This is a genomic window from Streptomyces sp. TSRI0107 (assembly GCF_001905845.1).
GTDB lineage: Bacteria > Actinomycetota > Actinomycetes > Streptomycetales > Streptomycetaceae > Streptomyces.
Genome location: NZ_LIVZ01000007.1, coordinates 150,537 through 173,042, shown reverse-complemented (window position 1 = coordinate 173,042; position 22,506 = coordinate 150,537). Strand labels below are relative to the sequence as shown.

Here is a 22,506-nt window from a genome sequence, read left to right as displayed (position 1 = left end):
CAGCGAGGAGGCCCCCGGGAAGGTCATCTTCCCGGGGGCCTCGGCTCGTCTCCCTCTCGGGTGAAGGTCTGCATCACCCAGGACGAGAACGACCCCGTGACCGCGCCGAGCAGGGCCAGTCCGCCGGCCATCATGCCGATCGCGATCACCCGGCCCAGGAAGGTCACCGGCGTGATGTCGCCGTAGCCGACCGTGCTGAGGGTCTCGGCGGCCCACCACACGGCGTCCCCGAACGTCCGCATGTTCGCCCCCGGCGCCCCGCGCTCCTGCTGGTAGACCGCCAGCGCCCCGGAGAACCCGAGCAGCACGGTCGACAGACCGGCGTAGGCGATCACGCGCGCGTACAGCGACAGCCGGGGCTGTCCGCGCCGGCGCTGGACGACGTCGTAGAGCGGGACGATCCGCAGCGGGCGCAGCAGGGGCAGGATGACGACCACAGTGTGCAGCACGTGCGTGGGGACGAAACGCAGGCCCTGCCCGCTCAGCCGCCAGCGCACGGCGTAGTCCGCGAAGCCCAGCAGCCAGACGGCGAGCAGCGTGAACCCGCACAGGTTCTGCCAGAAGGACGGCAGGTTCACGGCCAGGACCCGGGTGGCATAGGCAGCCATGAAGATCAGCGACGCCAGGAAAAGGGGGATCTCGGTGCGCTGCTCCCAGCGAGCCGCGGGGCTGTCGTCGTCATGCACTGGCCCAGCTTGGCCGGTGACCGCCCCCCGCCCGCCCCGGCGACACGCCGCGAACGGGGGAAGCCATATGCTGCCTAGCATGACGAGTGAGCCGGAGCAGCAGATCGGAGTGGGGACGCAGGACGCGTTCCAGCGCCTGTGGACGCCCCACCGGATGGCCTACATCCAGGGTGAGAACAAGCCGACCGGCCCGGGGGCCGACGACGGCTGCCCGTTCTGCTCCATCCCGGCCAAATCCGACGAGGACGGGCTGGTCGTCCGGCGCGGTGAGCAGGTGTACGCGGTGCTGAACCTGTACCCGTACAACGGTGGCCATCTGATGACCGTGCCGTACCGCCATGTCGCCGACTACACGGACCTCACCGACGCGGAGACCGCCGAGCTGGCGGAGCTGACCAAGCAGGCCATGACGGCGCTGCGCACCGCGTCCGGGGCGCACGGCTTCAACATCGGCATGAACCAGGGCTCGGTGGCGGGCGCCGGGATCGCCGCGCATCTGCACCAGCACATCGTGCCCCGGTGGGGCGGCGACACGAACTTCATGCCGGTCGTCGGCCACACCAAGGTGCTGCCGCAGCTGCTGGCGGACACCCGGAAGATGCTGGCGGAGGCCTGGCCCGCGGGGTGAGTCCCGGGCGACGGAAGCGGGGGTCTGGGGGCGCAGCCCCCAGGGACGGCCACCCAGACCCCGCACGCGCCCGAACCGCCGGAGCCTACGCGTCGTAGACGTCGGCCTTGCGCGGGCTCGGGTCCTGCACCGCCGTGCTGAGGAAGGCGGAGCGGCTGCCGAACTTCTCCGTGTCGACGCCGTTCTCGTCCAGCACCTTGATCGCCGCGGAGTGCACCACGCGCAGCACCGGCGTCGCGGCGCGCAGCGCGTCGTCGGCCATGAAGCGGTGCCGCCACGGCTGGTCGGCCCATGCGTGCCGCAGACCGAACGGCTCGGGCAGGCCGATGGAGCCGCCCAGCCACTTCAGCAGCGGGGGATACCAGCTGATCGGCGCCCGCACGGCGAGCCGGACCACCTCGTCGCTGGTGACCAGCGGCAGCTTCACCGTGCGGGTCTCCCACGGCTTGAGCGACTTGCTGACCGTCTTGGTCGGCGCCTCCGACTTGGTGGTGAACAGGCCGTTCACCGGGCCCAGGGCGTGACCGGTGACCTCGATGCGCAGCGTGGAGTGCAGGACGGTGACGGTGATCAGCATGGTGAGGACCAGCTGGCCGTCCCACAGCGTCCACTGGACGCCCAGGTAGTGCCGGTCGCCGGCGCCGAACTGCTGCTTGTTGCAGATGTCCTGTATGGCGTGCGGCTTGACCTGGTACGCCTCCACGTCGGTGCCCTCCGGCCGGGAGACCGCCTTGGCGTTCTCGCCGATCGGGGTGACGATCCAGTGCCGTATCGACGGGGTCGGGAAGCCGCCGGTGTTCAGCGGGCCGCGCTCCAGCATGCGCAGCTGGTCGTGGATCGCGCGTATGACGTCCCAGCTGCGGAACGGGTGGATCTCGCGGTCGGCGTGGGCGGGGACCAGCTCCTCGGCGAGCTGCCAGGAGCCCCAGCGGGTGCCCATGCCGAGGATCCCCTTGGGACCGGCGTAGAACACGGAGTTCGACTGCTGCTCGGCGCTGAGTTTGGCGAGGGACTGGCGCAGCTGCTCGGCGGCCGTCTCACCGGGGTTGCTGGGCACCGCCTCCGGGACCTTCGCACCGATGCTGCTGCCCGACAGCAGGCTGTCCCAGCGCTCCCTGAGGTCCTTCGCGGTGCGCTCGCAGAGCTGCTTGGCCAGGAACCAGCCCGCGACGGGGGCGACGACCGCCGCGCGGGCGTACCACCCCCAGAAGCCGCCGAACGGCATCCGGACCAGGACGATCACGGCCATCGCGCCGACGGCCACGAGCAGCGCGGTGGCCAGGGCGGAGGTCCGCCTGTCCTCCCGCTTGGCCATGGTGGTGCGGAGCTGGAACACCAGCAGCCACACCAGGAAGCCCGGCAGGAAGATCAGCCCGCACAGGACCGTGATCGCGGTCAGTTTGTTGTCCCGCTCGCGGCGCAGCCGGTTGGCGGCCAGGCAGTGCTCGACGACCACCTGGGGCTGCGTGCCGAACGACTGGATGAGCGGGCTGCGGCCGCCGCCCAGCATGCGGTCGACCACCGCGCGGGAGAACGCCTCGCCCAGGTTCGGCTTGAACAGCGCGATCTTTCCCGCGTTCACGGTCGACTGGTGCCACTCGTTGTCGGCCTTCTTGATGTCCTCCACGGGGTTGTCCCGATAGGCCGCCGACGCCAGCGCGAAGGTCGCCGTCTGGCCCTCGTCGCCCGTGCGCGGCACCTGCGGTCCGAAGATGTCCGCGTAACCGCCGTCAACGGTCATTCCCGCCCCCGATCGCCGCCACTGTCGTCCTGCGGCCTTCCCGACTTCCCTGCTTCGCACACCTGTTGATCAGGTCTTCAGCGTATCCGCAGGCACCGACAAGCGTCGGCGGACGGCCGAAGCCGTCCGCCGGGATGGCAGGAAAGCGGCCTCTCAGGCCACTTGAGTGTCCTCTCGTCCCAACTAGGAGGCGGCCCGCTCCTGTTCACGCAGGCGTTCGGCGACCTGTGGCGGCATCGGCTCGTGCCGCGCGTACCGGCGGTCGAAGCGCGCCGTGCCGTGCGACAGGGAGCGCAGATCGACGGCGTACCGCCCGATCTCGATCTCGGGCACCTCGGCGCGCACCACCGTGCGCCCCCCGGGTGTCTGCTCGGTGCCGAGCACCCGGCCGCGCCGGCCGGACAGGTCGCTCATCACGGCGCCCACGTACTCGTCGCCGACCAGGACGCTCACCTCGGCCACCGGCTCCAGCAGATGGATCCGCGCGTCGGACGCCGCCTCCCGCAGCGCCAGCGCGCCCGCCGTCTGGAACGCGGCGTCGGAGGAGTCCACCGAGTGGGCCTTGCCGTCCAGCAGCGTGACCCGGACGTCGATCAGCGGATAGCCCGACGCGACGCCCTTGGCGGCCTGGGCCCTGACGCCCTTCTCCACCGACGGGATGAACTGGCGCGGCACCGCGCCGCCGACCACCTTGTCGACGAACTCGATGCCCGAGCCGCCCGGCAGCGGTTCCACCTCGATCTCGCAGATGGCGTACTGCCCGTGCCCGCCGGACTGCTTCACATGCCGTCCGCGCCCGGCCGACTTGCCCGCGAACGTCTCCCGGAGGGACACCCTGTGCGGGATGACGTCGACCTGGACGCCGTAGCGGCTGCGCAGCCGCTCCAGGGCGACGTCCGCGTGGGCCTCGCCCAGACACCACAGCACCACCTGGTGGGTGTCCTGGTTCTGCTCCAGCCGCATCGTCGGATCCTCGGCGACCAGCCGGGCCAGGCCCTGGGAGAGCTTGTCCTCGTCGGCCTTGCTGTGTGCCTGGATGGCGAGCGGCAGCAGCGGGTCGGGCATCTGCCAGGGCTCCATCAGGAGCGGGTCGTCCTTGGCGGAGAGGGTGTCGCCGGTCTCCGCGCGGCCCAGCTTGGCCACACAGGCCAGGTCGCCGGCGACGGCGTGCGTCACCGGTCGCTGCTGTTTGCCGAAGGGCACGGACAGCGCGCCGATTTTCTCGTCGACGTCGTGGTCCTCGTGGCCGCGGTCGGCGAGGCCGTGCCCGGAGACGTGGACGGTCTGGTCGGGGCGCAGGGTGCCGGAGAACACCCGCACCAGGGAGATCCGGCCGACGTAGGGGTCGGAGGACGTCTTGACGACCTCCGCGACCAGCGGGCCGTCGGTGTCGCACGGCTTCAGCTCGCGCGGCCTGCCGTCGATGGTGGTCACCGTGGGGGTGGGGTGCTCGAACGGGGTCGGGAACCCGCCGGTGACGAGCTCCAGCAGCTCCACCGTGCCGATGCCCTGGCGGGCGCCGTCGGCGGCCGGGGCGGCGGCCAGGACGGGGAAGAACGTGCCCCGTGCCACGGCCCGCTCCAGGTCCTCGACGAGCGTCTTCAGATCGATCTGCTCGCCGCCGAGGTAGCGGTCCATCAGGGTCTCGTCCTCGCTCTCGGCGATGATCCCCTCGATCAGCCGGTTGCGGGCCTCCTCGATCAGCGGGAGCTGGTCCTCGCCCGGCTCGGACTCCTTGCGCTCCCCGCCCGAGTAGTCGAACAGCTTCTGGGTGAGCAGGCCGATCAGACCGGTGACGGGCGCGTGCCCGTCCGGGCCCTCCGGGCCGTGCAGCGGCAGGTACAGCGGCAGCACGGCGTCGGGGTCGTCGCCGCCGAAGGCCTCGGCGCAGATCCGGGTCATCTCCTCGAAGTCCGCGCGGGCGGCCTCCAGGTGCGTGACGACGATCGCCCGGGGCATGCCGACGGCCGCGCACTCCTCCCACACCATGCGGGTCGAGCCGTCCACGCCGTCGGAGGCCGAGACGACGAAGAGGGCCGCGTCCGCCGCACGCAGACCGGCCCGCAGCTCCCCGACGAAGTCGGCGTATCCGGGGGTGTCCAGCACATTGATCTTGATCCCGTCCCATTCGACGGGGACCAGGGACAGCTGCACCGAGCGCTGCTGGCGGTGCTCGATGTCGTCGTAGTCGGAGACGGTGCCGCCGTCCTCCACACGGCCCGCCCGGTTCACCGCTCCCGCGGTCAGCGCGAGAGCCTCCACCAGGGTCGTCTTGCCCGATCCGGAGTGGCCGACCAGCACCACATTCCGTACGGACGCGGGGTGGTCGGCCGCCGTAGCCCTGCCGGCGGCTCCGGAATGTACATTCGCCTTGTCGCCCATGATCCTGCCTCCCGTGCACGGTGAGGTCACTGTGGGCGCGGACACGCGTGGCCGCGTGCGAGCGGCTACGGCGACGCCCGCGATCCTTCGAGCTTTCCACTCCCGTCACGGTGCGTCCATACGAACGACGGGAACCCGTCGCCGCCCGCCGGTTGCGGGCCGTTCGCCGGACGGCCCCGGACCCGTGTGGGTGCCCGGCCGTCGCGCCCACGCGCGCGTGGCTACGATGGGCCAGCCGGTGGCCAGCAGGGGCCGCGCGGCGACACCGACCCTCGGGAAGGCCATGCTGAACAAGTACGCGCGTGCATTCTTCACGCGTGTCCTCACACCGTTCGCCGCGTTTCTCATCCGCCGGGGCGTCAGCCCCGACACGGTCACGCTGATCGGCACCGCCGGTGTGATCGCGGGCGCGCTGGTCTTCTACCCCAGGGGCGAGTTCTTCTGGGGCACGATCGTCATCACGCTGTTCGTCTTCTCCGACCTCGTCGACGGCAACATGGCCCGCCAGCTCGGCCGCTCCAGCCGCTGGGGCGCCTTCCTGGACTCCACCCTGGACCGGGTCGCCGACGGCGCGATCTTCGGCGGTTTCGCGCTCTGGTACGCCGGCGGCGGTGACGACAACGCGCTGTGCGCGGTGTCGATCTTCTGCCTGGCCAGCGGCCAGGTGGTGTCGTACACCAAGGCGCGCGGCGAGTCGATCGGCCTGCCGGTCGCCGTCAACGGGCTCGTGGAGCGCGCCGAGCGGCTGGTGATCTCCCTGGTCGCGGCCGGTCTCGCCGGCCTGCACACGTTCGGCGTGCCCGGCATCGACGTGCTGCTGCCGATCGCGCTGTGGATCGTCGCCGTGGGCAGCCTCGTCACGCTGGTGCAGCGGGTCGTCACGGTCCGCAGGGAGTCCGCGGAGGCGGAGGCGGCGGCAGCGGCCGAGCAGGGGCAGCCGAACGCCTCCCACGGCAGCGAGGCCGCGAAATGAGCGTCCGGGAACGCCTGACGGACGCGCTGTACGGTCTCGGCTGGAGCACCGTGAAGAAGCTCCCCGAGCCGGTCGCGGTACGGCTCGGCCGCACCATCGCCGACACCGTCTGGAAGCGCCGCGGCAAGGGGGTGCTGCGGCTGGAGAGCAACTACGCGCGCGTGGTGCCCGACGCGACCCCGGAGCGGCTGGCGGAGCTGTCCCGCGCGGGCATGCGCTCGTACCTGCGCTACTGGATGGAGTCGTTCCGGCTCCCCGCGTGGAGCGCCGAACGCGTCAAGGGCGGCTTCGACCCCAAGGACCTGCACCACCTCACCGACGGCCTCGCCTCCGGCAAGGGCGTCGTACTCGCCCTGCCGCACCTGGCCAACTGGGACCTGGCGGGCGCCTGGGTCACGACCAAGCTGGAGACGCCGTTCACGACGGTCGCGGAGCGTCTGAAGCCGGAGACGCTGTACGACCGTTTCGTCGCCTACCGCGAAGGCCTCGGCATGGAGGTGCTGCCGCACACCGGCGGCTCCGCCTTCGGCACCCTCGCCCGGCGGCTGCGCGACGGCGGACTGGTCTGCCTGGTCGCCGACCGCGACCTGTCCGCCTCCGGCGTGGAGGTCACCTTCTTCGGCGACACCGCGCGGATGCCCGCCGGGCCCGCGCTGCTGGCCCAGCAGACGGGCGCGCTGCTGCTGCCGGTGACGCTCTGGTACGACGAATCGCCCGTCATGCGGGGAAGGGTCCATCCCCCGATCGAGGTACCGGAGACAGGCACCCGGGCCGAGAAGACGTCTGTCATGACACAGGCGCTGGCAGACGCCTTCGCCCAGGGCATCGCCGAACACCCGGAGGACTGGCACATGCTGCAGCGTTTGTGGCTCTCGGACCTCGACCCCGCGAAGGGGCCCTCGTGAGGATCGGCATCGTCTGCCCGTACTCGTGGGACGTGCCGGGCGGCGTCCAGTTCCACATCCGCGACCTCGCCGAGTACTTCATCCGCCTCGGCCACGAGGTGTCGGTGCTCGCCCCCGCCGACGACGACACTCCGCTGCCGCCGTACGTCGTCTCGGCGGGCCGCGCGGTGCCGGTGCCGTACAACGGCTCGGTGGCCCGGCTGAACTTCGGCTTCCTGTCGGCCGCCCGGGTGCGGCGGTGGCTGCACGACGGCGCGTTCGACGTCATCCACATCCACGAGCCGGCCTCCCCCTCGCTGGGGCTGCTGACCTGCTGGGCGGCGCAGGGCCCCATCGTGGCCACCTTCCACACGTCCAACCCGCGCTCGCGCGCGATGATCGCCGCTTACTCGATCCTCCAGGCGGCGCTCGAGAAGATCAGCGCCCGGATCGCGGTGAGCGAGTACGCCCGCCGCACCCTGGTGGAACACCTCGGCGGGGACGCCGTGGTGATCCCCAACGGCGTCGACGTCGGCTTCTTCGCCGAGGCCGAGCCGAACCCGGAGTGGCAGGGCGACACCATCGGCTTCATAGGGCGCATCGACGAGCCCCGCAAGGGCCTGCCGGTGCTCATGCGGGCCCTGCCCCGGATCCTCGCCGAGCGCCCGCAGACCCGGCTCCTGGTCGCCGGGCGGGGGGACGAGGAGGAGGCGGTGGCGTCGCTGCCCGCCGAGCTGCGCCCGCGCGTGCAGTTCCTCGGCATGGTCAGCGACGAGGACAAGGCGCGCCTCCTGCGCAGTGTCGACCTGTACGTCGCTCCCAACACGGGCGGCGAGAGCTTCGGCATCATCCTCGTCGAGGCGCTGTCGGCGGGCGCCCCGGTGCTCGCCTCCGACCTCGACGCGTTCGCCCAGGTCCTCGACCAGGGCGCGGCGGGCGAGCTGTTCGCCAACGAGGACGCCGACGCCCTCGCCGAGGCGGCGCTGCGCCTGCTGGCCGACCCGAAGCGCCGCGCCGAGCTGGGGGAACGCGGCAGCGCCCACGTCCGGCGCTTCGACTGGTCGACGGTCGGCGCCGACATCCTCTCCGTCTACGAGACGGTGACGGCGGGCGCGGCAGCGGTGGCGGCGGACGAGGGGGCCGGCGGGGGCGGCGGACTGCGGGCGCGGTTGGGGCTGGCGCGGGACTGAGTTCCGACGCGGCGGGAGCGTCCCGGCACCTGCGGCGTCCTGGGTGAGCCGGACGCGGCAAGGCGTCTTGGCACCGACGTCTGAGGCGAGCCCCGGTTCAGGGCCGGAGTCGTAGGCCAGGCGCGGCAGCCCCCGGTGACGCCCGCGCCGGCGCCCCGAGCGAGACCTTGCCGACCAGGCGCGGCTAGTCTGCCGCCCGTGATCGAAACCCTCATCTGGATCCTCGTCGCCCTCGTCGTGATCGGCCTCTACCTGAGCTGGACGGCCGGCCGGCTGGACCGGCTGCACGCCAGGATCGATGCCGCGCGCGCCGCGCTGGACGCCCAGTTGCTGCGCAGGGCCTCGGTGGCGCAGGAACTGGCGACGTCGGGGGTGCTCGACCCGGCCGCCTCGATCGTCCTGTACGAGGCCGCGCATGCCGCCCGGCAGGCCGAGGAGGAGCACCGTGAGGTCGCCGAGAGCGAGCTGAGCCAGGCGCTGCGGGCCGTGCTCGGGGACCCGCACCAGATGGCGGCCGTACGGGAGGCCCCCGGGGGCGAGGAGGCGGCCCGCGAGCTCACCGAGGCCGTGCGCAGGGTGCCGATGGCGCGCCGGTTCCACAACGACGCCGTGGGCGCGGCCCGCAGGCTCCGCGAGCACCGCAAGGTCCGCTGGTTCCGGCTGGCCGGCCACGCGCCCTTCCCGCTGGCCTTCGAGATGGACGACGAACCGCCCGCGGCGCTGGTGGACCGGGCCGCCTGAGCGGCCCGTGACCTGCGGTTTCCCCCGCCGTGGCGGAAAAACGATCCACCGCCTTTCCATTGGCCCTTGCTGTGGCCCGGGCGCCTCACGTTTCCTCGGTTCGGCAGAAACCCTCTTCACCGAGTGAGGTCAACCCGTGTCCACCCTCCCCAACTCCGCCCAGGCCCCCGAGACCGGCACCGCGCGCGTCAAGCGCGGCATGGCCGAGCAGCTCAAGGGCGGCGTGATCATGGACGTCGTCACGCCGGAGCAGGCGAAGATCGCCGAGGACGCGGGCGCCGTCGCCGTCATGGCCCTGGAGCGCGTCCCGGCCGACATCCGCAAGGACGGCGGCGTGGCCCGCATGTCCGACCCGGACATGATCGAGGGCATCATCGACGCCGTCTCCATCCCGGTGATGGCCAAGTCCCGCATCGGCCACTTCGTCGAGGCCCAGGTCCTGCAGTCCCTCGGCGTCGACTACATCGACGAGTCCGAGGTCCTCACCCCGGCCGACGAGGTCAACCACTCCGACAAGTGGGCGTTCACCACCCCCTTCGTCTGTGGTGCCACCAACCTGGGCGAGGCCCTGCGCCGTATCGCCGAGGGCGCCGCGATGATCCGCTCCAAGGGCGAGGCCGGCACCGGCAACGTCGTCGAGGCCGTCCGCCACCTGCGCCAGATCAAGAACGAGATCGCCAAGCTGCGCGGCTTCGACAACCACGAGCTGTACGCCGCCGCCAAGGAGCTGCGCGCCCCGTACGAGCTGGTCAAGGAGGTCGCCGAGCTGGGCAAGCTCCCGGTCGTGCTGTTCTCCGCCGGTGGAGTTGCCACCCCGGCCGACGCCGCCCTGATGCGTCAGCTCGGTGCCGAGGGCGTCTTCGTCGGCTCCGGCATCTTCAAGTCCGGCGACCCGGCCAAGCGCGCCGCCGCCATCGTGAAGGCCACCACCTTCTACGACGACCCGAAGATCATCGCCGACGCCTCCCGCAACCTCGGCGAGGCCATGGTCGGCATCAACTGCGACACCCTCCCCGAGACCGAGCGCTACGCCAACCGCGGCTGGTAATCACCCGATGAGCAACGAAGCCCCTGTCATTGGCGTCCTGGCCCTCCAGGGCGACGTACGGGAGCACCTGATCGCCCTGGCCGCGGCCGACGCCGTGGCCAGGCCGGTCCGGCGCCCCGAGGAACTCGCCGAGGTCGACGGCCTCGTCCTCCCCGGCGGCGAGTCCACCACCATCTCCAAGCTGGCCGTCCTCTTCGGCGTGATGGAACCCCTCCGCGCGCGCGTGCGGGCCGGCATGCCGGTCTACGGCACCTGCGCGGGCATGATCATGCTCGCCGACAAGATCCTCGACCCGCGCTCGGGCCAGGAGACCATCGGCGGCATCGACATGATCGTCCGGCGCAACGCCTTCGGACGCCAGAACGAGTCCTTCGAGGCGGCCGTCGACATCAAGGGCGTCGACGGCGACCCCGTGGAGGGCGTCTTCATCCGCGCCCCCTGGGTGGAGTCCGTCGGAGCCGCGGCCGAGGTGCTGGCCGAGCACGACGGGCACATCGTGGCGGTCCGCCAGGGCAACGCGCTCGCCACGTCGTTCCACCCGGAACTGACCGGCGACCACCGTGTGCACTCCCTGTTCGTCGACATGGTGCGCGCGAATCGGGAAGCCGAGTCCTTGTAGGATTCCTGGCGTTCGTATCTGGATGGGTTACGCGAAGGAGACAGGCAGATGTCCGGCCACTCTAAATGGGCCACGACGAAGCACAAGAAGGCCGTGATCGACGCCAAGCGCGGCAAGCTCTTCGCGAAGCTGATCAAGAACATCGAGGTGGCCGCACGCATGGGCGGCGTCGACCTCGACGGCAACCCGACGCTCTACGACGCCGTCCAGAAGGCGAAGAAGAGCTCGGTCCCGAACAAGAACATCGACTCGGCGATCAAGCGCGGCGGTGGCCTGGAGGCCGGCGGCGCCGACTACGAGACGATCATGTACGAGGGCTACGGCCCGAACGGTGTCGCGGTGCTCATCGAGTGTCTGACCGACAACCGCAACCGCGCCGCCTCCGAGGTCCGCGTCGCCATGACCCGCAACGGCGGTTCCATGGCCGACCCCGGCTCGGTGTCCTACCTGTTCAACCGCAAGGGCGTGATCATCGTCCCCAAGGGTGAGCTGACCGAGGACGACGTCCTCACCGCCGTCCTGGACGCGGGCGCCGAGGAGGTCAACGACCTCGGCGAGAACTTCGAGGTCATCAGCGAGGCCACCGACCTGGTCGCGGTCCGCACCGCCCTCCAGGACGCCGGCATCGACTACGACTCCGCCGAGGCCAACTTCGTCCCGACCATGCAGGTCGAGCTGGACGAGGAGGGCGCCAAGAAGATCTTCAAGCTGATCGACGCGCTCGAGGACAGCGACGACGTCCAGAACGTCTTCGCCAACTTCGACGTCAGCGACGAGGTCATGGAGAAGGTCGACGCCTGAGGCGGAGCCTGACGCCGCAGCGAGCACGGCGAGCCGAACGGGCCGACGGGACACACCCCGTCGGCCCGTCGCTTTGTGCGGCGTTGTCAGTGCCACCCGATAGCCTGCACGAACAGGCGATTGAAGGAGGGGCGGGTGCGCGTACTGGGGGTGGACCCGGGACTGACCCGGTGCGGTGTCGGAGTCGTGGAGGGCGTGCCCGGCAGACCGCTCACCATGCTCGGCGTCGGGGTCGTCCGCACACCGGTCGACGCCCAGCTCGGCGACCGCCTCGTCGCCGTCGAGCAGGGCATCGAGCAGTGGCTCGACGAGCACCGGCCGGAGTACGTGGCGGTGGAGCGCGTCTTCAGCCAGCACAACGTGCGTACGGTGATGGGCACCGCCCAGGCCAGCGCCGTCGCCATGCTGTGTGCCGCCCGCCGCGGCATCCCGGTCGCCCTGCACACCCCCAGCGAGGTCAAGGCCGCCGTCACCGGATCGGGCCGCGCGGACAAGGCCCAGGTCGGCGCCATGGTCACCCGCCTGCTGCGGCTGGCCGCGCCGCCCAAGCCCGCCGACGCGGCCGACGCCCTCGCACTCGCCATCTGCCACATCTGGCGCGCCCCCGCCCAGAACCGCCTCCAGCAGGCGGTCGCCCAGCACGCAGCACACGCAACGAAAGGCCGTACGACATGATCGCCTTCGTCAGCGGCACGGTCGCCGCCCTCGCCCCGGACGCCGCGGTGGTCGAGGTCGGCGGTGTCGGCATGGCCGTCCAGTGCACGCCGAACACCCTGTCCACGCTCCGCGTGGGCCAGCCGGCCAAGCTCGCCACCTCCCTGGTCGTGCGTGAGGACTCCCTCACGCTGTACGGCTTCGCCGACGACGACGAGCGCCAGGTCTTCGAGCTGCTGCAGACCGCCAGCGGCGTCGGCCCCCGCCTCGCCCAGGCCATGCTCGCCGTGCACAGCCCCGACGCCCTGCGCCGCGCGGTCTCCACCGGAGACGAGAAGGCGCTCACCGCCGTCCCCGGCATCGGCAAGAAGGGCGCCCAGAAGCTGCTGCTGGAGCTGAAGGACCGCCTCGGCGAGCCCATCGGCGCCCCCGCCGTCGGCGCCCCGGTCAGCTCCGGCTGGCGCGACCAGCTGCACGCCGCCCTGATCGGCCTGGGCTACGCCACCCGCGAGGCCGACGAGGCCGTGGCCGCCGTGACCCCGCAGGCCGAGGCCGCGCAGGGCACCCCGCAGGTGGGCGCGCTGCTGAAGGCGGCTCTCCAGACCCTCAACAGAGCCCGCTGACGCCCGCGCCGCCCGCGGAGAGGCGCCCCGGCTCCGATTCGGCCGGAAACCACCCCCGCGAGCGGCGCCCCCTCCGCGTACGACCCATCCGACCGCGACCCCCGAGGCACACTCCATGAACTGGGACGACACGACCGACACCTCCGCCGAGGAGCGGCTCGTCGGTGCGTCCGCCGACCGCGAGGACCAGGCCGTCGAGGCCGCGCTGCGCCCGAAGGACCTGGGCGAGTTCATCGGCCAGGAGAAGGTCCGCGAGCAGCTGGACCTGGTCCTGCGGGCCGCCCGCGCGCGCGGCGCCACCGCCGACCACGTGCTGCTCTCCGGCGCCCCCGGCCTCGGCAAGACCACCCTGTCGATGATCATCGCGGCCGAGATGGGCGCCCCCATCCGCATCACCTCGGGCCCCGCCATCCAGCACGCCGGCGACCTCGCGGCGATCCTCTCCTCCCTCCAGGAGGGCGAGGTGCTGTTCCTCGACGAGATCCACCGCATGTCCCGGCCCGCCGAGGAGATGCTGTACATGGCGATGGAGGACTTCCGCGTCGACGTGATCGTCGGCAAGGGCCCCGGCGCCACCGCCATCCCCCTCGAACTGCCCCCGTTCACCCTGGTGGGCGCCACCACCCGGGCGGGTCTGCTGCCGCCCCCGCTGCGCGACCGCTTCGGGTTCACCGCGCACATGGAGTTCTACGAGCCCGCCGAGCTCCAGCGTGTCGTCCACCGCTCCGCGAACCTGCTGGACGTCGAGATAGACGCGGACGGCGCCGCCGAGATCGCCGGCCGCTCCCGTGGCACGCCCCGCATCGCCAACCGCCTGCTGCGCCGGGTCCGGGACTACGCCCAGGTCAAGGCCGACGGCGTCATCACGAGGGAGATCGCGGCGGCGGCCCTGTCGGTGTACGAGGTCGACGCCCGTGGCCTGGACCGGCTCGACCGCGCGGTGCTGGAGGCCCTGCTGAAGCTGTTCGGCGGCGGTCCGGTCGGTCTGTCGACGCTCGCCGTCGCGGTGGGGGAGGAGCGGGAGACCGTCGAGGAGGTCGCCGAACCCTTCCTGGTCCGGGAGGGCCTGCTGGCCCGCACACCCCGTGGTCGCGTCGCCACTCCCGCCGCATGGGCGCATCTCGGCCTCACCGCGCCCCGAGCGCAGGGCGGGGGAAACGGACAACAGGACCTGTTCGGGGCGTGACGGCGAGGGATTCGCCGGACCAGGAACCCCGGTGCCATGCTGAGCGTTGTTCCATGCGCGCGGACTCGCTTAGACTCCGCCGATGCCGCTCTAGTCGGCGGCACACATACCCCCAACCATCAGGCCGCTCACCATCGCGGTCGTGTGAAGGAAGTACCGACCCGTGAGTCTCGTGACCCTCCTCCCGTTCATCGTGCTCATCGGGGCCATGATCCTGATGACTCGGTCGGCCAAGAAGAAGCAGCAGCAGGCCATCGACATGCGGAACCAGATGCAGCCCGGTTCCGGTGTCCGCACGATCGGGGGCATGTACGCGACGGTCAAGGAGGTCAGTGAGGACACGGTCCTCCTCGACGCCGGGCCGGGCGTCGAGCTGCTCTTCGCCAAGAACGCGATCGGTGCCGTCCTGTCCGACGACGAGTACAACCGCATCGTCCACGGCATCGAGCACGACCTGAAGTCCGACTCGGACCTCGTCCCGGACGACGCCTCCGCCCTCACCGGGACCGACGGCGACTCCGACGCTGCCGCCGCCTCCGACGACAAGGCCGTCGACCTCGGCAAGAAGGACGCGGAGCCCTCCGACGACACCACCGCGGACGAGGCGCCGAAGAAGACCGACGGCGACGCCGACGCGAAGTAGTGATGTCCCGGGGCGCGCGAGAGGCCCTCGCGTGCCCCGGGACATGCGCATCCCGCGCGGGATCCCGACACCATGTCATGGCCGCCCGCACGCCCACCCGGCGCGTGGCGGCCCGAGAGGGAGTACGAGAAGGTGGCAGCACCTAAAAGGGGCCGGAACGCGAGCGCCCAGAGCAAGCCGGGGCGCTCGCTGGCCCTGATCCTGATCGCCATCGTGGCGCTCACCGGCGGCATGTTCGTCTCCGGTCACACCACTCCGCGGCTCGGCATCGACCTGGCCGGCGGCACGAGCATCACGCTCCGCGCCGTCCCGGAGGACGGCAACGAGGCAGCGATCAACAAGACCAACATGGACACCGCGGTCTCCATCATGGAGCGCCGCGTCAATGGTCTTGGCGTCTCGGAGTCGGAAGTCCAGACGCAGGGTAACCGCAACATCATCGTCAACATCCCCAGGGGCACCAACTCCGAGCAGGCCCGGGACCAGGTCGGCACCACCGCCAAGCTCTACTTCCGCCCCGTGCTCGCCGCCGAGCCCACGGGCGCCGCCGCCGCGAGCCCCTCGCCCAGCGCCTCCTCGAGCGCCTCCGGGAAGCCCGCCGACGACGACAAGGCGAGCCCGTCCGCCTCCGCCTCCGCCGGCGCGTCCGAGAGCGCGACGGCCCCTTCCGCTTCCGCCACCACCCAGGGCCGCGCCGTCACGGACGCCCTGAAGGCCAGCCCCAGCCCGTCCGGCAGCGCCTCCGGCTCCCCGTCGGCCGACGCCTCCCCGTCGGCGAGCGCCGCCACCGGCAAGGACGGCGACGCCCAGGCCAAGTACGCCGCGCTCGACTGCAGCACGGAGAAGGCCCGCAACGAGGCCGGTGACGGCTTCAAGCCCGAGGACACCACCGTCGGCTGCGGCGAGATCAACGGCGTCTGGTACAAGTACCTGCTCGGCCCGGCCGCCGTCGACGGCACCGAGGTCAAGAAGGCCCAGGCCGTCTACGACACCCAGAGCGGCGCCGGCTGGAAGGTCCAGATGGACTTCACCGACAGCGGCCGCAAGAAGTTCGCCGACATCACCGGCAAGCTGGCGCAGAACGCCGACCCGCAGAACCAGTTCGGCATCGTGCTGGACGGCGAGGTCGTCTCCAGCCCGTACGTCAGCCAGGCCATCACCGGCGGCAACGCCGAGATCTCCGGCAACTTCCAGCAGCAGGAGGCCCAGGGCCTCGCCAACATGCTGTCGTACGGCGCCCTGCCGCTGACCTTCAAGGAGGACAGCGTCACCACGGTGACCGCCGCGCTCGGCGGCGAGCAGCTGCAGGCCGGTCTCATCGCGGGCGCCATCGGCCTCGCCCTCGTCGTGCTCTACCTGGTGGTCTACTACCGCGGTCTGTCGCTCATCGCGATCGCCTCGCTGCTGGTCTCCGCCGCCCTCACCTACGTGATCATGGCCCTGCTCGGCCCGGCCATCGGCTTCGCGCTGAACCTGCCGGCCGTCTGCGGCGCCATCGTCGCCATCGGCATCACGGCGGACTCGTTCATCGTCTACTTCGAACGGGTCCGGGACGAGATCCGCGAGGGCCGCTCGCTGCGCCCCGCGGTGGAGCGGGCCTGGCCGCGCGCCCGGCGCACCATCCTGGTCTCCGACTTCGTCTCCTTCCTCGCCGCCGCGGTGCTCTTCCTCGTCACCATCGGCAAGGTCCAGGGCTTCGCGTTCACGCTCGGTCTGACGACCGTCCTCGACGTCGTGGTCGTGTTCCTCTTCACCAAGCCGCTGCTGACGCTGCTGGCCCGCCGCAAGTTCTTCGCCAGCGGACATCCGTGGTCCGGCCTCGACCCGAAGCGTCTGGGTGCCCGGCCGCCGCTGCGCCGTACCCGCCGTCCCGCCGCCCCCGTCGACCCGAAGGAGGCGTGAGATGTCGAAGCTCGGCAACCTCGGCGCCCGACTGCACCGTGGCGAGGTCAGCTACGACTTCGTCGGCAACCGCAAGATCTGGTACGGCATCTCGATACTGATCACCATCACGGCCATCGTCGGCCTGGCGGTGCGCGGCCTCAACATGGGCATCGAGTTCCAGGGCGGTGCCGTCTTCACCACCCCGAAGACCTCCGTCTCCGTCTCCCAGGCCGAGGACTACGCGGAAGAGGCCTCCGGCCACGACGCCATCGTCCAGGAGCTCGGCAACGGCAGCCTTCGCATCCAGGTCGCCGGTATCGACACCGACCAGTCCGACCGGATCAAGGACCGGCTGGCCGAGGACATGAAGGTCGACGGCGAGAAGATCAACGCCGAGCTGGTCGGCCCCAGCTGGGGTGACCAGATCGCCAACAAGGCCTGGCAGGGCCTCGGCATCTTCCTCGTCCTCGTGGTGATCTACCTGGCGATCGCCTTCGAGTGGCGCATGGCCGTCGCCGCGTTCGTCGCCCTGATCCACGACATCACCATCACGGTCGGCATCTACGCCCTCGTCGGCTTCGAGGTCACGCCGGGCACGGTGATCGGTCTGCTGACCATCCTCGGTTACTCGCTCTACGACACGGTCGTCGTCTTCGACAGCCTCAAGGAGCAGACGAAGGACATCACCAAGCAGAGCCGCTGGACCTACAGCGACATCGCCAACCGGTCCATCAACAGCACCCTGGTCCGTTCGGTCAACACCACGGTCGTCGCGCTGCTGCCGGTGGCGGGCCTGCTGTTCATCGGTGGCGGTGTCCTCGGCGCCGGCATGCTGAACGACATCTCGCTGTCGCTGTTCGTCGGTCTCGCGGCCGGCGCGTACTCCTCGATCTTCATCGCCACGCCGCTCGTCGCCGACCTCAAGGAGCTCGAGCCGCAGATGAAGTCCCTGCGCAAGCGCGTCCTGGCCAAGCGGGCGCAGGGCGGCGACCAGGGCGAGCCGCAGACCGGGGAGACGGGCGACGAGGCGTACGCCGACGCCGCCGCCGCGGTCGTCGGCCCGCGCGACGAGCCCGCCTCCCGTGCCCGGGGCCGCGGCCGACCCTCCGGGAAGCGCCGATGACCGACATCAAGGAGCTGCTGCTCAGCCGCATCCGCGACGTCGCCGACTACCCGGAGCCCGGGGTGATGTTCAAGGACATCACCCCGCTCCTCGCGGACCCCGCGGCCTTCACCGCGCTCACCGACGCGCTCGCCGAGATCGTGGAGCGCACCGGCGCCACCAAGATCGTCGGCCTGGAGGCCCGCGGCTTCATCCTCGGAGCCCCGGTCGCCGTCCGCGCGGGCGTCGGCTTCATCCCGGTCCGCAAGGCCGGAAAGCTCCCCGGAGCCACCCTGCGCCAGTCCTACGACCTGGAGTACGGCTCGGCGGAGATCGAGGTGCACGCCGAGGACCTGACCGCGGACGACCGCGTCCTGGTCATCGACGACGTGCTCGCCACCGGCGGCACGGCCGAGGCGTCCCTCCAGCTGATCCGCCGCGCCGGCGCCCAGGTCGCGGGCGTCGCGGTGCTGATGGAGCTGGCCTTCCTCGACGGCCGCAGCCGCCTGGCACCGGCTCTCGACGGCGCTCCGCTGGAGGCGCTGCTCGTCGTCTGAGCCATCGCGTCACCGCATGGGGCGGGCCCGGAGGAATCCGGCGCCCGCCCCATGCGTTTCCCCCGTAGACGGCCTTCACATCGGCCTGAAGGCGATCCCGGAGCCCAGGATCGCTACCATGGGGTTTCCGGAGCCTGACCGGGGGACCCGGATCGCGCACGAGGAGCCCTCTTGCCAGACGAGGCCCAGCACCTGACCGCCGCAAAGCCCGAGCAAGGCTCGGAGCCCGCGGCCAAGCCCGCGCCGCACGCGAAGGACGACAACCGCGGGACGGCTCAGGACGCCCAGTCCGCGCCCGTCGCCAAGAACGCCGAGCAGGCGCGCCCCAAGCCGGCTCCTCCCGAGCGCGCCCAAGGACCTTCGGCAAGCTCCGGTCCGGGCGGGACCCCCGTCACGCCGACGCCCCCGATCCGCCCGGCCTCGCCGCCGCAGCCCGCGCGCACGGGTTCCTCCAACCGCGTCCGCGCCCGCCTCGCCCGCCTCGGCGTACAGCGCGCGAACCCGTACAACCCGGTCCTGGAGCCGCTGCTGCGGATAGTCCGGAGCAACGACCCCAAGATCGAGACGGCCACGCTCCGCCAGATCGAGCGCGCCTACCAGGTCGCCGAGCGCTGGCACCGCGGCCAGAAGCGCAAGAGCGGCGACCCCTACATCACGCACCCGCTCGCCGTCACCACCATCCTCGCCGAACTGGGCATGGATCCGGCCACCCTGATGGCGGGCCTGCTGCACGACACCGTCGAGGACACCGAGTACGGCCTGGAGGACCTGCGCCGCGACTTCGGCGACGTGGTCGCCCTGCTCGTCGACGGCGTCACCAAGCTGGACAAGGTCAAGTTCGGCGAGGCCGCCCAGGCCGAGACCGTGCGCAAGATGGTCGTCGCCATGGCCAAGGACCCGCGCGTCCTGGTCATCAAGCTCGCCGACCGCCTGCACAACATGCGCACCATGCGCTACCTCAAGCGCGAGAAGCAGGAGAAGAAGGCGCGCGAGACCCTGGAGATCTACGCGCCGCTCGCCCACCGCCTGGGCATGAACACCATCAAGTGGGAGCTGGAGGACCTCGCCTTCGCGATCCTCTACCCCAAGATGTACGACGAGATCGTCCGGCTGGTGGCCGAGAGGGCACCGAAGCGTGACGAGTATCTGGCCATAGTGACCGACGAGGTCCAGCAGGACCTGCGCGCCGCCCGCATCAAGGCGACGGTCACCGGCCGCCCGAAGCACTACTACAGCGTCTACCAGAAGATGATCGTCCGCGGCCGGGACTTCGCGGAGATCTACGACCTGGTGGGCATCCGCGTCCTCGTGGACACCGTCCGCGACTGCTACGCGGCCCTCGGCACGGTGCACGCGCGATGGAACCCGGTCCCCGGCCGGTTCAAGGACTACATCGCGATGCCCAAGTTCAACATGTACCAGTCGCTGCACACGACGGTCATCGGCCCCAACGGCAAGCCCGTCGAGCTGCAGATCCGCACCTTCGACATGCACCGCCGCGCCGAGTACGGCATCGCCGCGCACTGGAAGTACAAGCAGGACGCGGTCGCCGGCGCCTCCAAGGTCCGCACCGACGTGCCCAAGGCGTCCGGCAAGGACAAGGACGCCATCAACGACATGGCGTGGCTGCGGCAGCTCCTCGACTGGCAGAAGGAGACCGAGGACCCCAGCGAGTTCCTGGAGTCGCTGCGCTTCGACCTGTCCCGCAACGAGGTCTTCGTCTTCACCCCCAAGGGCGACGTCATAGCGCTGCCCGCCGGGGCCACCCCGGTCGACTTCGCGTACGCCGTCCACACCGAGGTCGGCCACCGCACCATAGGGGCCCGGGTCAACGGCCGTCTCGTACCGCTGGAGTCCACCCTCGACAACGGCGACCTGGTGGAGGTCTTCACCTCCAAGGCGACCGGCGCGGGGCCCTCCCGCGACTGGCTCGGCTTCGTGAAGTCGCCGCGCGCCCGCAACAAGATCCGCGCCTGGTTCTCCAAGGAGCGCCGCGACGAGGCGATCGAGCAGGGCAAGGACGCCATCGTCCGCGCGATGCGCAAGCAGAACCTGCCGATCCAGCGCATCCTCACCGGCGACTCCCTGGTCACCCTCGCGCACGAGATGCGCTACCCGGACATCTCCGCGCTGTACGCGGCGATCGGCGAGGGCCATGTCTCCGCGCAGAACGTGGTGCAGAAGCTCGTCCAGGCCTTCGGCGGCGAGGAGGCGGCCACCGAGGAGATCGACGAGAGCGTGCCGCCGGCGCGCGGACGCAGCCGCAAGCGCCGTACCAGCGCCGACCCGGGCGTGGTCGTCAAGGGCGTCGAGGACGTGTGGGTCAAGCTGGCCCGCTGCTGTACCCCGGTGCCCGGCGACCCGATCATCGGCTTCGTCACACGCGGTAGCGGCGTATCGGTTCACCGCAGCGACTGTGTGAACGTGGAGTCACTGTCCCGCGAGCCCGAGCGGATCCTGGACGTCGAATGGGCGCCCACCCAGTCCTCGGTCTTCCTGGTCGCCATCCAGGTCGAGGCGCTGGACCGCTCCCGGCTGCTGTCGGACGTCACCCGCGTCCTGTCCGACCAGCACGTCAACATCCTCTCCGCGGCCGTCCAGACCTCCCGCGACCGCGTCGCCACCTCCCGCTTCACCTTCGAGATGGGCGACCCGAAGCATCTCGGCCACGTCCTGAAGGCGGTCCGGGGCGTCGAGGGCGTCTACGACGTGTACCGGGTGACGTCGGCGCGCAACCGGTCGTAGCGCGTACGAGTCACAGGGCATACGAGAGGGCGCCCGCACTTTCCGGTGCGGGCGCCCTCTCGCGTGCGGTCTCAGCCGCCGAACTCCTGCAGACCCTTCAGCGCCTGGTCCAGCAGCGCCTGCCGGCCCTCCAGCTCACGCTCGAGCTTCTCGGCCTTGGCGTTGTTGCCCTGGGCGCGAGCCTGCTCGATCTGGCCCTTGAGCTTGTCCACGGCCGCCTGGAGCTGGCCGGTCAGACCCGCGGCACGCGCGCGTGCCTCCGGGTTGGTCCGGCGCCACTCGGCCTCCTCGGCCTCCTGGATGGCCCGCTCGACCGCGTGCATCCGGCCCTCGACCTTCGGCCGGGAGTCACGCGGGACGTGGCCGATGGCCTCCCAGCGCTCGTTGATCGAGCGGAACGCGGCCCGCGCGGCCTTGAGATCCGTCACCGGGAGGATCTTCTCGGCCTCCTCGGCCAGCTCCTCCTTCAGCTTCAGGTTCTCGGCCTGCTCGGCGTCACGCTCGGCGAAGACCGAGCTGCGCGCGGCGAAGAAGACGTCCTGGGCGCCGCGGAAGCGGTTCCACAGGTCGTCCTCGTGCTCGCGCTGGGCACGGCCCGCGGCCTTCCACTCCGCCATCAGCTCGCGGTAGCGGGCGGACGTCGCACCCCAGTCGGTCGAGTTCGACAGCGCCTCGGCCTCGGCGACCAGCCGCTCCTTGGTCTTGCGGGCCTCCTCGCGCTGCGCGTCGAGCTGCGCGAAGTGCGCCTTGCGACGCTTGGAGAACGCCGAGCGGGCGTGCGAGAAGCGGTGCCACAGCTCGTCGTCCGACTTGCGGTCCAGGCGCGGCAGACCCTTCCAGGTGTCCACCAGCGCCCGCAGCCGCTCGCCGGCCGCCCGCCACTGGTCGGACTGCGCCAGCTCCTCCGCCTCCACGACCAGCGCTTCCTTGGCGTGACGGGCCTCGTCGGACTGCTTGGCCCGCTGCGCCTTGCGCTCCTCGCGGCGCTTCTCGACGGTCTGCACCAGCTTGTCCAGCCGGGTCCGCAGGGCGTCCAGGTCACCGACGGCGTGGTGCGCGTCGACCTGCTCGCGCAGATGGTCGATGGCGGCCTGGGCGTCCTTGGCCGACAGGTCCGTGGTCTGCACTCGCTTCTCGAGGAGGCCGATCTCGACAACCAGGCCCTCGTACTTGCGCTCGAAGTAGGCCAGCGCCTCCTCAGGGGAGCCGGCCTGCCAGGAACCGACGACCTGCTCGCCGTCGGCCGTACGCACGTACACGGTCCCCGTCTCGTCGACGCGGCCCCACGGGTCGCTGCTCACAGCGCCTCCTCCACATGATGCCTGCGGGGGGCCTCAGCTCCCCCGGGCATCGTCCACAGTTTCGTCACGGCCAACATAGGCGACCGGCGGGTTGCCTGTCCGCATCCCGCGCGACCGA

Annotated in this window: 20 protein-coding genes; 16 read left to right on the top strand and 4 right to left on the bottom strand. The window is 71.2% G+C overall.

The genetic code is table 11. The features are described from left to right. Positions 1 to 23: 23 nt before the first annotated feature. Positions 24 to 686, bottom strand: a complete 663-nt coding sequence (locus AMK31_RS20015; protein WP_073941949.1) for a potassium channel family protein — start codon at positions 684 to 686, stop codon at positions 24 to 26. A gap of 67 nt (positions 687 to 753) precedes the next feature. Here AMK31_RS20015 and AMK31_RS20010 point away from each other — a divergent pair, with 67 nt between their 5' ends. Then, on the top strand, positions 754 to 1,314 hold the full coding sequence (locus AMK31_RS20010; protein ID WP_073941948.1) for an HIT family protein: 561 nt from the start codon (positions 754 to 756) through the stop codon (positions 1,312 to 1,314). 85 nt (positions 1,315 to 1,399) lie between these two features. Here the strand turns inward: AMK31_RS20010 and AMK31_RS20005 are convergent, their stop codons facing one another. After that, on the bottom strand, positions 1,400 to 3,055 hold the full coding sequence (locus AMK31_RS20005; protein ID WP_073941947.1) for a hypothetical protein: 1,656 nt from the start codon (positions 3,053 to 3,055) through the stop codon (positions 1,400 to 1,402). A gap of 183 nt (positions 3,056 to 3,238) precedes the next feature. Further along, positions 3,239 to 5,437, bottom strand: a complete 2,199-nt coding sequence (locus tag AMK31_RS20000; RefSeq protein ID WP_073941946.1) for an elongation factor G-like protein EF-G2 — start codon at positions 5,435 to 5,437, stop codon at positions 3,239 to 3,241. A gap of 226 nt (positions 5,438 to 5,663) precedes the next feature. Between AMK31_RS20000 and pgsA the strand changes: the two genes are divergently transcribed. The 15 genes from pgsA (at position 5,664) to AMK31_RS19925 (ending at position 21,087) form a co-directional block, all read left to right on the top strand. Further along, a complete protein-coding gene (gene pgsA / locus AMK31_RS19995; protein WP_073941945.1) occupies positions 5,664 to 6,410 on the top strand; it encodes a phosphatidylinositol phosphate synthase in 747 nt (248 codons plus the stop codon). Next, complete coding sequence (locus tag AMK31_RS19990) at positions 6,407 to 7,315, top strand: phosphatidylinositol mannoside acyltransferase (RefSeq protein ID WP_073941944.1); 909 nt, start codon at positions 6,407 to 6,409, stop codon at positions 7,313 to 7,315. Before pgsA ends, AMK31_RS19990 begins: the two co-directional genes overlap by 4 nt. Further along, positions 7,312 to 8,484, top strand: a complete 1,173-nt coding sequence (locus AMK31_RS19985; RefSeq protein ID WP_073941943.1) for a glycosyltransferase family 4 protein — start codon at positions 7,312 to 7,314, stop codon at positions 8,482 to 8,484. Before AMK31_RS19990 ends, AMK31_RS19985 begins: the two co-directional genes overlap by 4 nt. A gap of 198 nt (positions 8,485 to 8,682) precedes the next feature. After that, complete coding sequence (locus AMK31_RS19980) at positions 8,683 to 9,225, top strand: hypothetical protein (RefSeq protein ID WP_107468664.1); 543 nt, start codon at positions 8,683 to 8,685, stop codon at positions 9,223 to 9,225. A gap of 136 nt (positions 9,226 to 9,361) precedes the next feature. Then, entirely contained in the window at positions 9,362 to 10,273 is a 912-nt protein-coding gene (gene pdxS, locus AMK31_RS19975) for a pyridoxal 5'-phosphate synthase lyase subunit PdxS (protein WP_073941942.1), read from the top strand. 7 nt (positions 10,274 to 10,280) lie between these two features. Next, positions 10,281 to 10,892, top strand: a complete 612-nt coding sequence (gene pdxT / locus AMK31_RS19970; RefSeq protein WP_073941941.1) for a pyridoxal 5'-phosphate synthase glutaminase subunit PdxT — start codon at positions 10,281 to 10,283, stop codon at positions 10,890 to 10,892. A 48-nt stretch (positions 10,893 to 10,940) separates the two neighbouring features. Continuing rightward, positions 10,941 to 11,693, top strand: a complete 753-nt coding sequence (locus tag AMK31_RS19965) for a YebC/PmpR family DNA-binding transcriptional regulator (protein ID WP_073941940.1) — start codon at positions 10,941 to 10,943, stop codon at positions 11,691 to 11,693. A 135-nt stretch (positions 11,694 to 11,828) separates the two neighbouring features. After that, positions 11,829 to 12,368, top strand: a complete 540-nt coding sequence (ruvC, locus tag AMK31_RS19960) for a crossover junction endodeoxyribonuclease RuvC (RefSeq protein WP_073941939.1) — start codon at positions 11,829 to 11,831, stop codon at positions 12,366 to 12,368. Next, complete coding sequence (ruvA, locus tag AMK31_RS19955; protein ID WP_073941938.1) at positions 12,365 to 12,970, top strand: Holliday junction branch migration protein RuvA; 606 nt, start codon at positions 12,365 to 12,367, stop codon at positions 12,968 to 12,970. Before ruvC ends, ruvA begins: the two co-directional genes overlap by 4 nt. A gap of 115 nt (positions 12,971 to 13,085) precedes the next feature. Next, a complete protein-coding gene (gene ruvB, locus AMK31_RS19950; RefSeq protein ID WP_073941937.1) occupies positions 13,086 to 14,156 on the top strand; it encodes a Holliday junction branch migration DNA helicase RuvB in 1,071 nt (356 codons plus the stop codon). A 163-nt stretch (positions 14,157 to 14,319) separates the two neighbouring features. Further along, a complete protein-coding gene (gene yajC / locus AMK31_RS19945) occupies positions 14,320 to 14,799 on the top strand; it encodes a preprotein translocase subunit YajC (RefSeq protein ID WP_073941936.1) in 480 nt (159 codons plus the stop codon). Between the two features lie 132 nt (positions 14,800 to 14,931). Beyond that, the gene (secD, locus tag AMK31_RS19940) at positions 14,932 to 16,701 is read left to right on the top strand and encodes a protein translocase subunit SecD (protein ID WP_073941935.1); all 1,770 of its coding nucleotides are present in this window, start codon (positions 14,932 to 14,934) and stop codon (positions 16,699 to 16,701) included. Between the two features lies 1 nt (position 16,702). Further along, complete coding sequence (gene secF / locus AMK31_RS19935) at positions 16,703 to 17,806, top strand: protein translocase subunit SecF (protein WP_073941934.1); 1,104 nt, start codon at positions 16,703 to 16,705, stop codon at positions 17,804 to 17,806. Then, positions 17,803 to 18,342, top strand: coding sequence for an adenine phosphoribosyltransferase (locus AMK31_RS19930; RefSeq protein ID WP_073941933.1), 540 nt, complete (start codon positions 17,803 to 17,805; stop codon positions 18,340 to 18,342). Before secF ends, AMK31_RS19930 begins: the two co-directional genes overlap by 4 nt. A gap of 171 nt (positions 18,343 to 18,513) precedes the next feature. After that, positions 18,514 to 21,087, top strand: coding sequence for a RelA/SpoT family protein (locus tag AMK31_RS19925; protein WP_073941932.1), 2,574 nt, complete (start codon positions 18,514 to 18,516; stop codon positions 21,085 to 21,087). Between the two features lie 71 nt (positions 21,088 to 21,158). On the opposite strand, the gene AMK31_RS19920 is transcribed toward AMK31_RS19925, so the two are convergent. After that, entirely contained in the window at positions 21,159 to 22,388 is a 1,230-nt protein-coding gene (locus AMK31_RS19920; protein ID WP_073941931.1) for a DUF349 domain-containing protein, read from the bottom strand. Positions 22,389 to 22,506 lie beyond the last annotated feature (118 nt).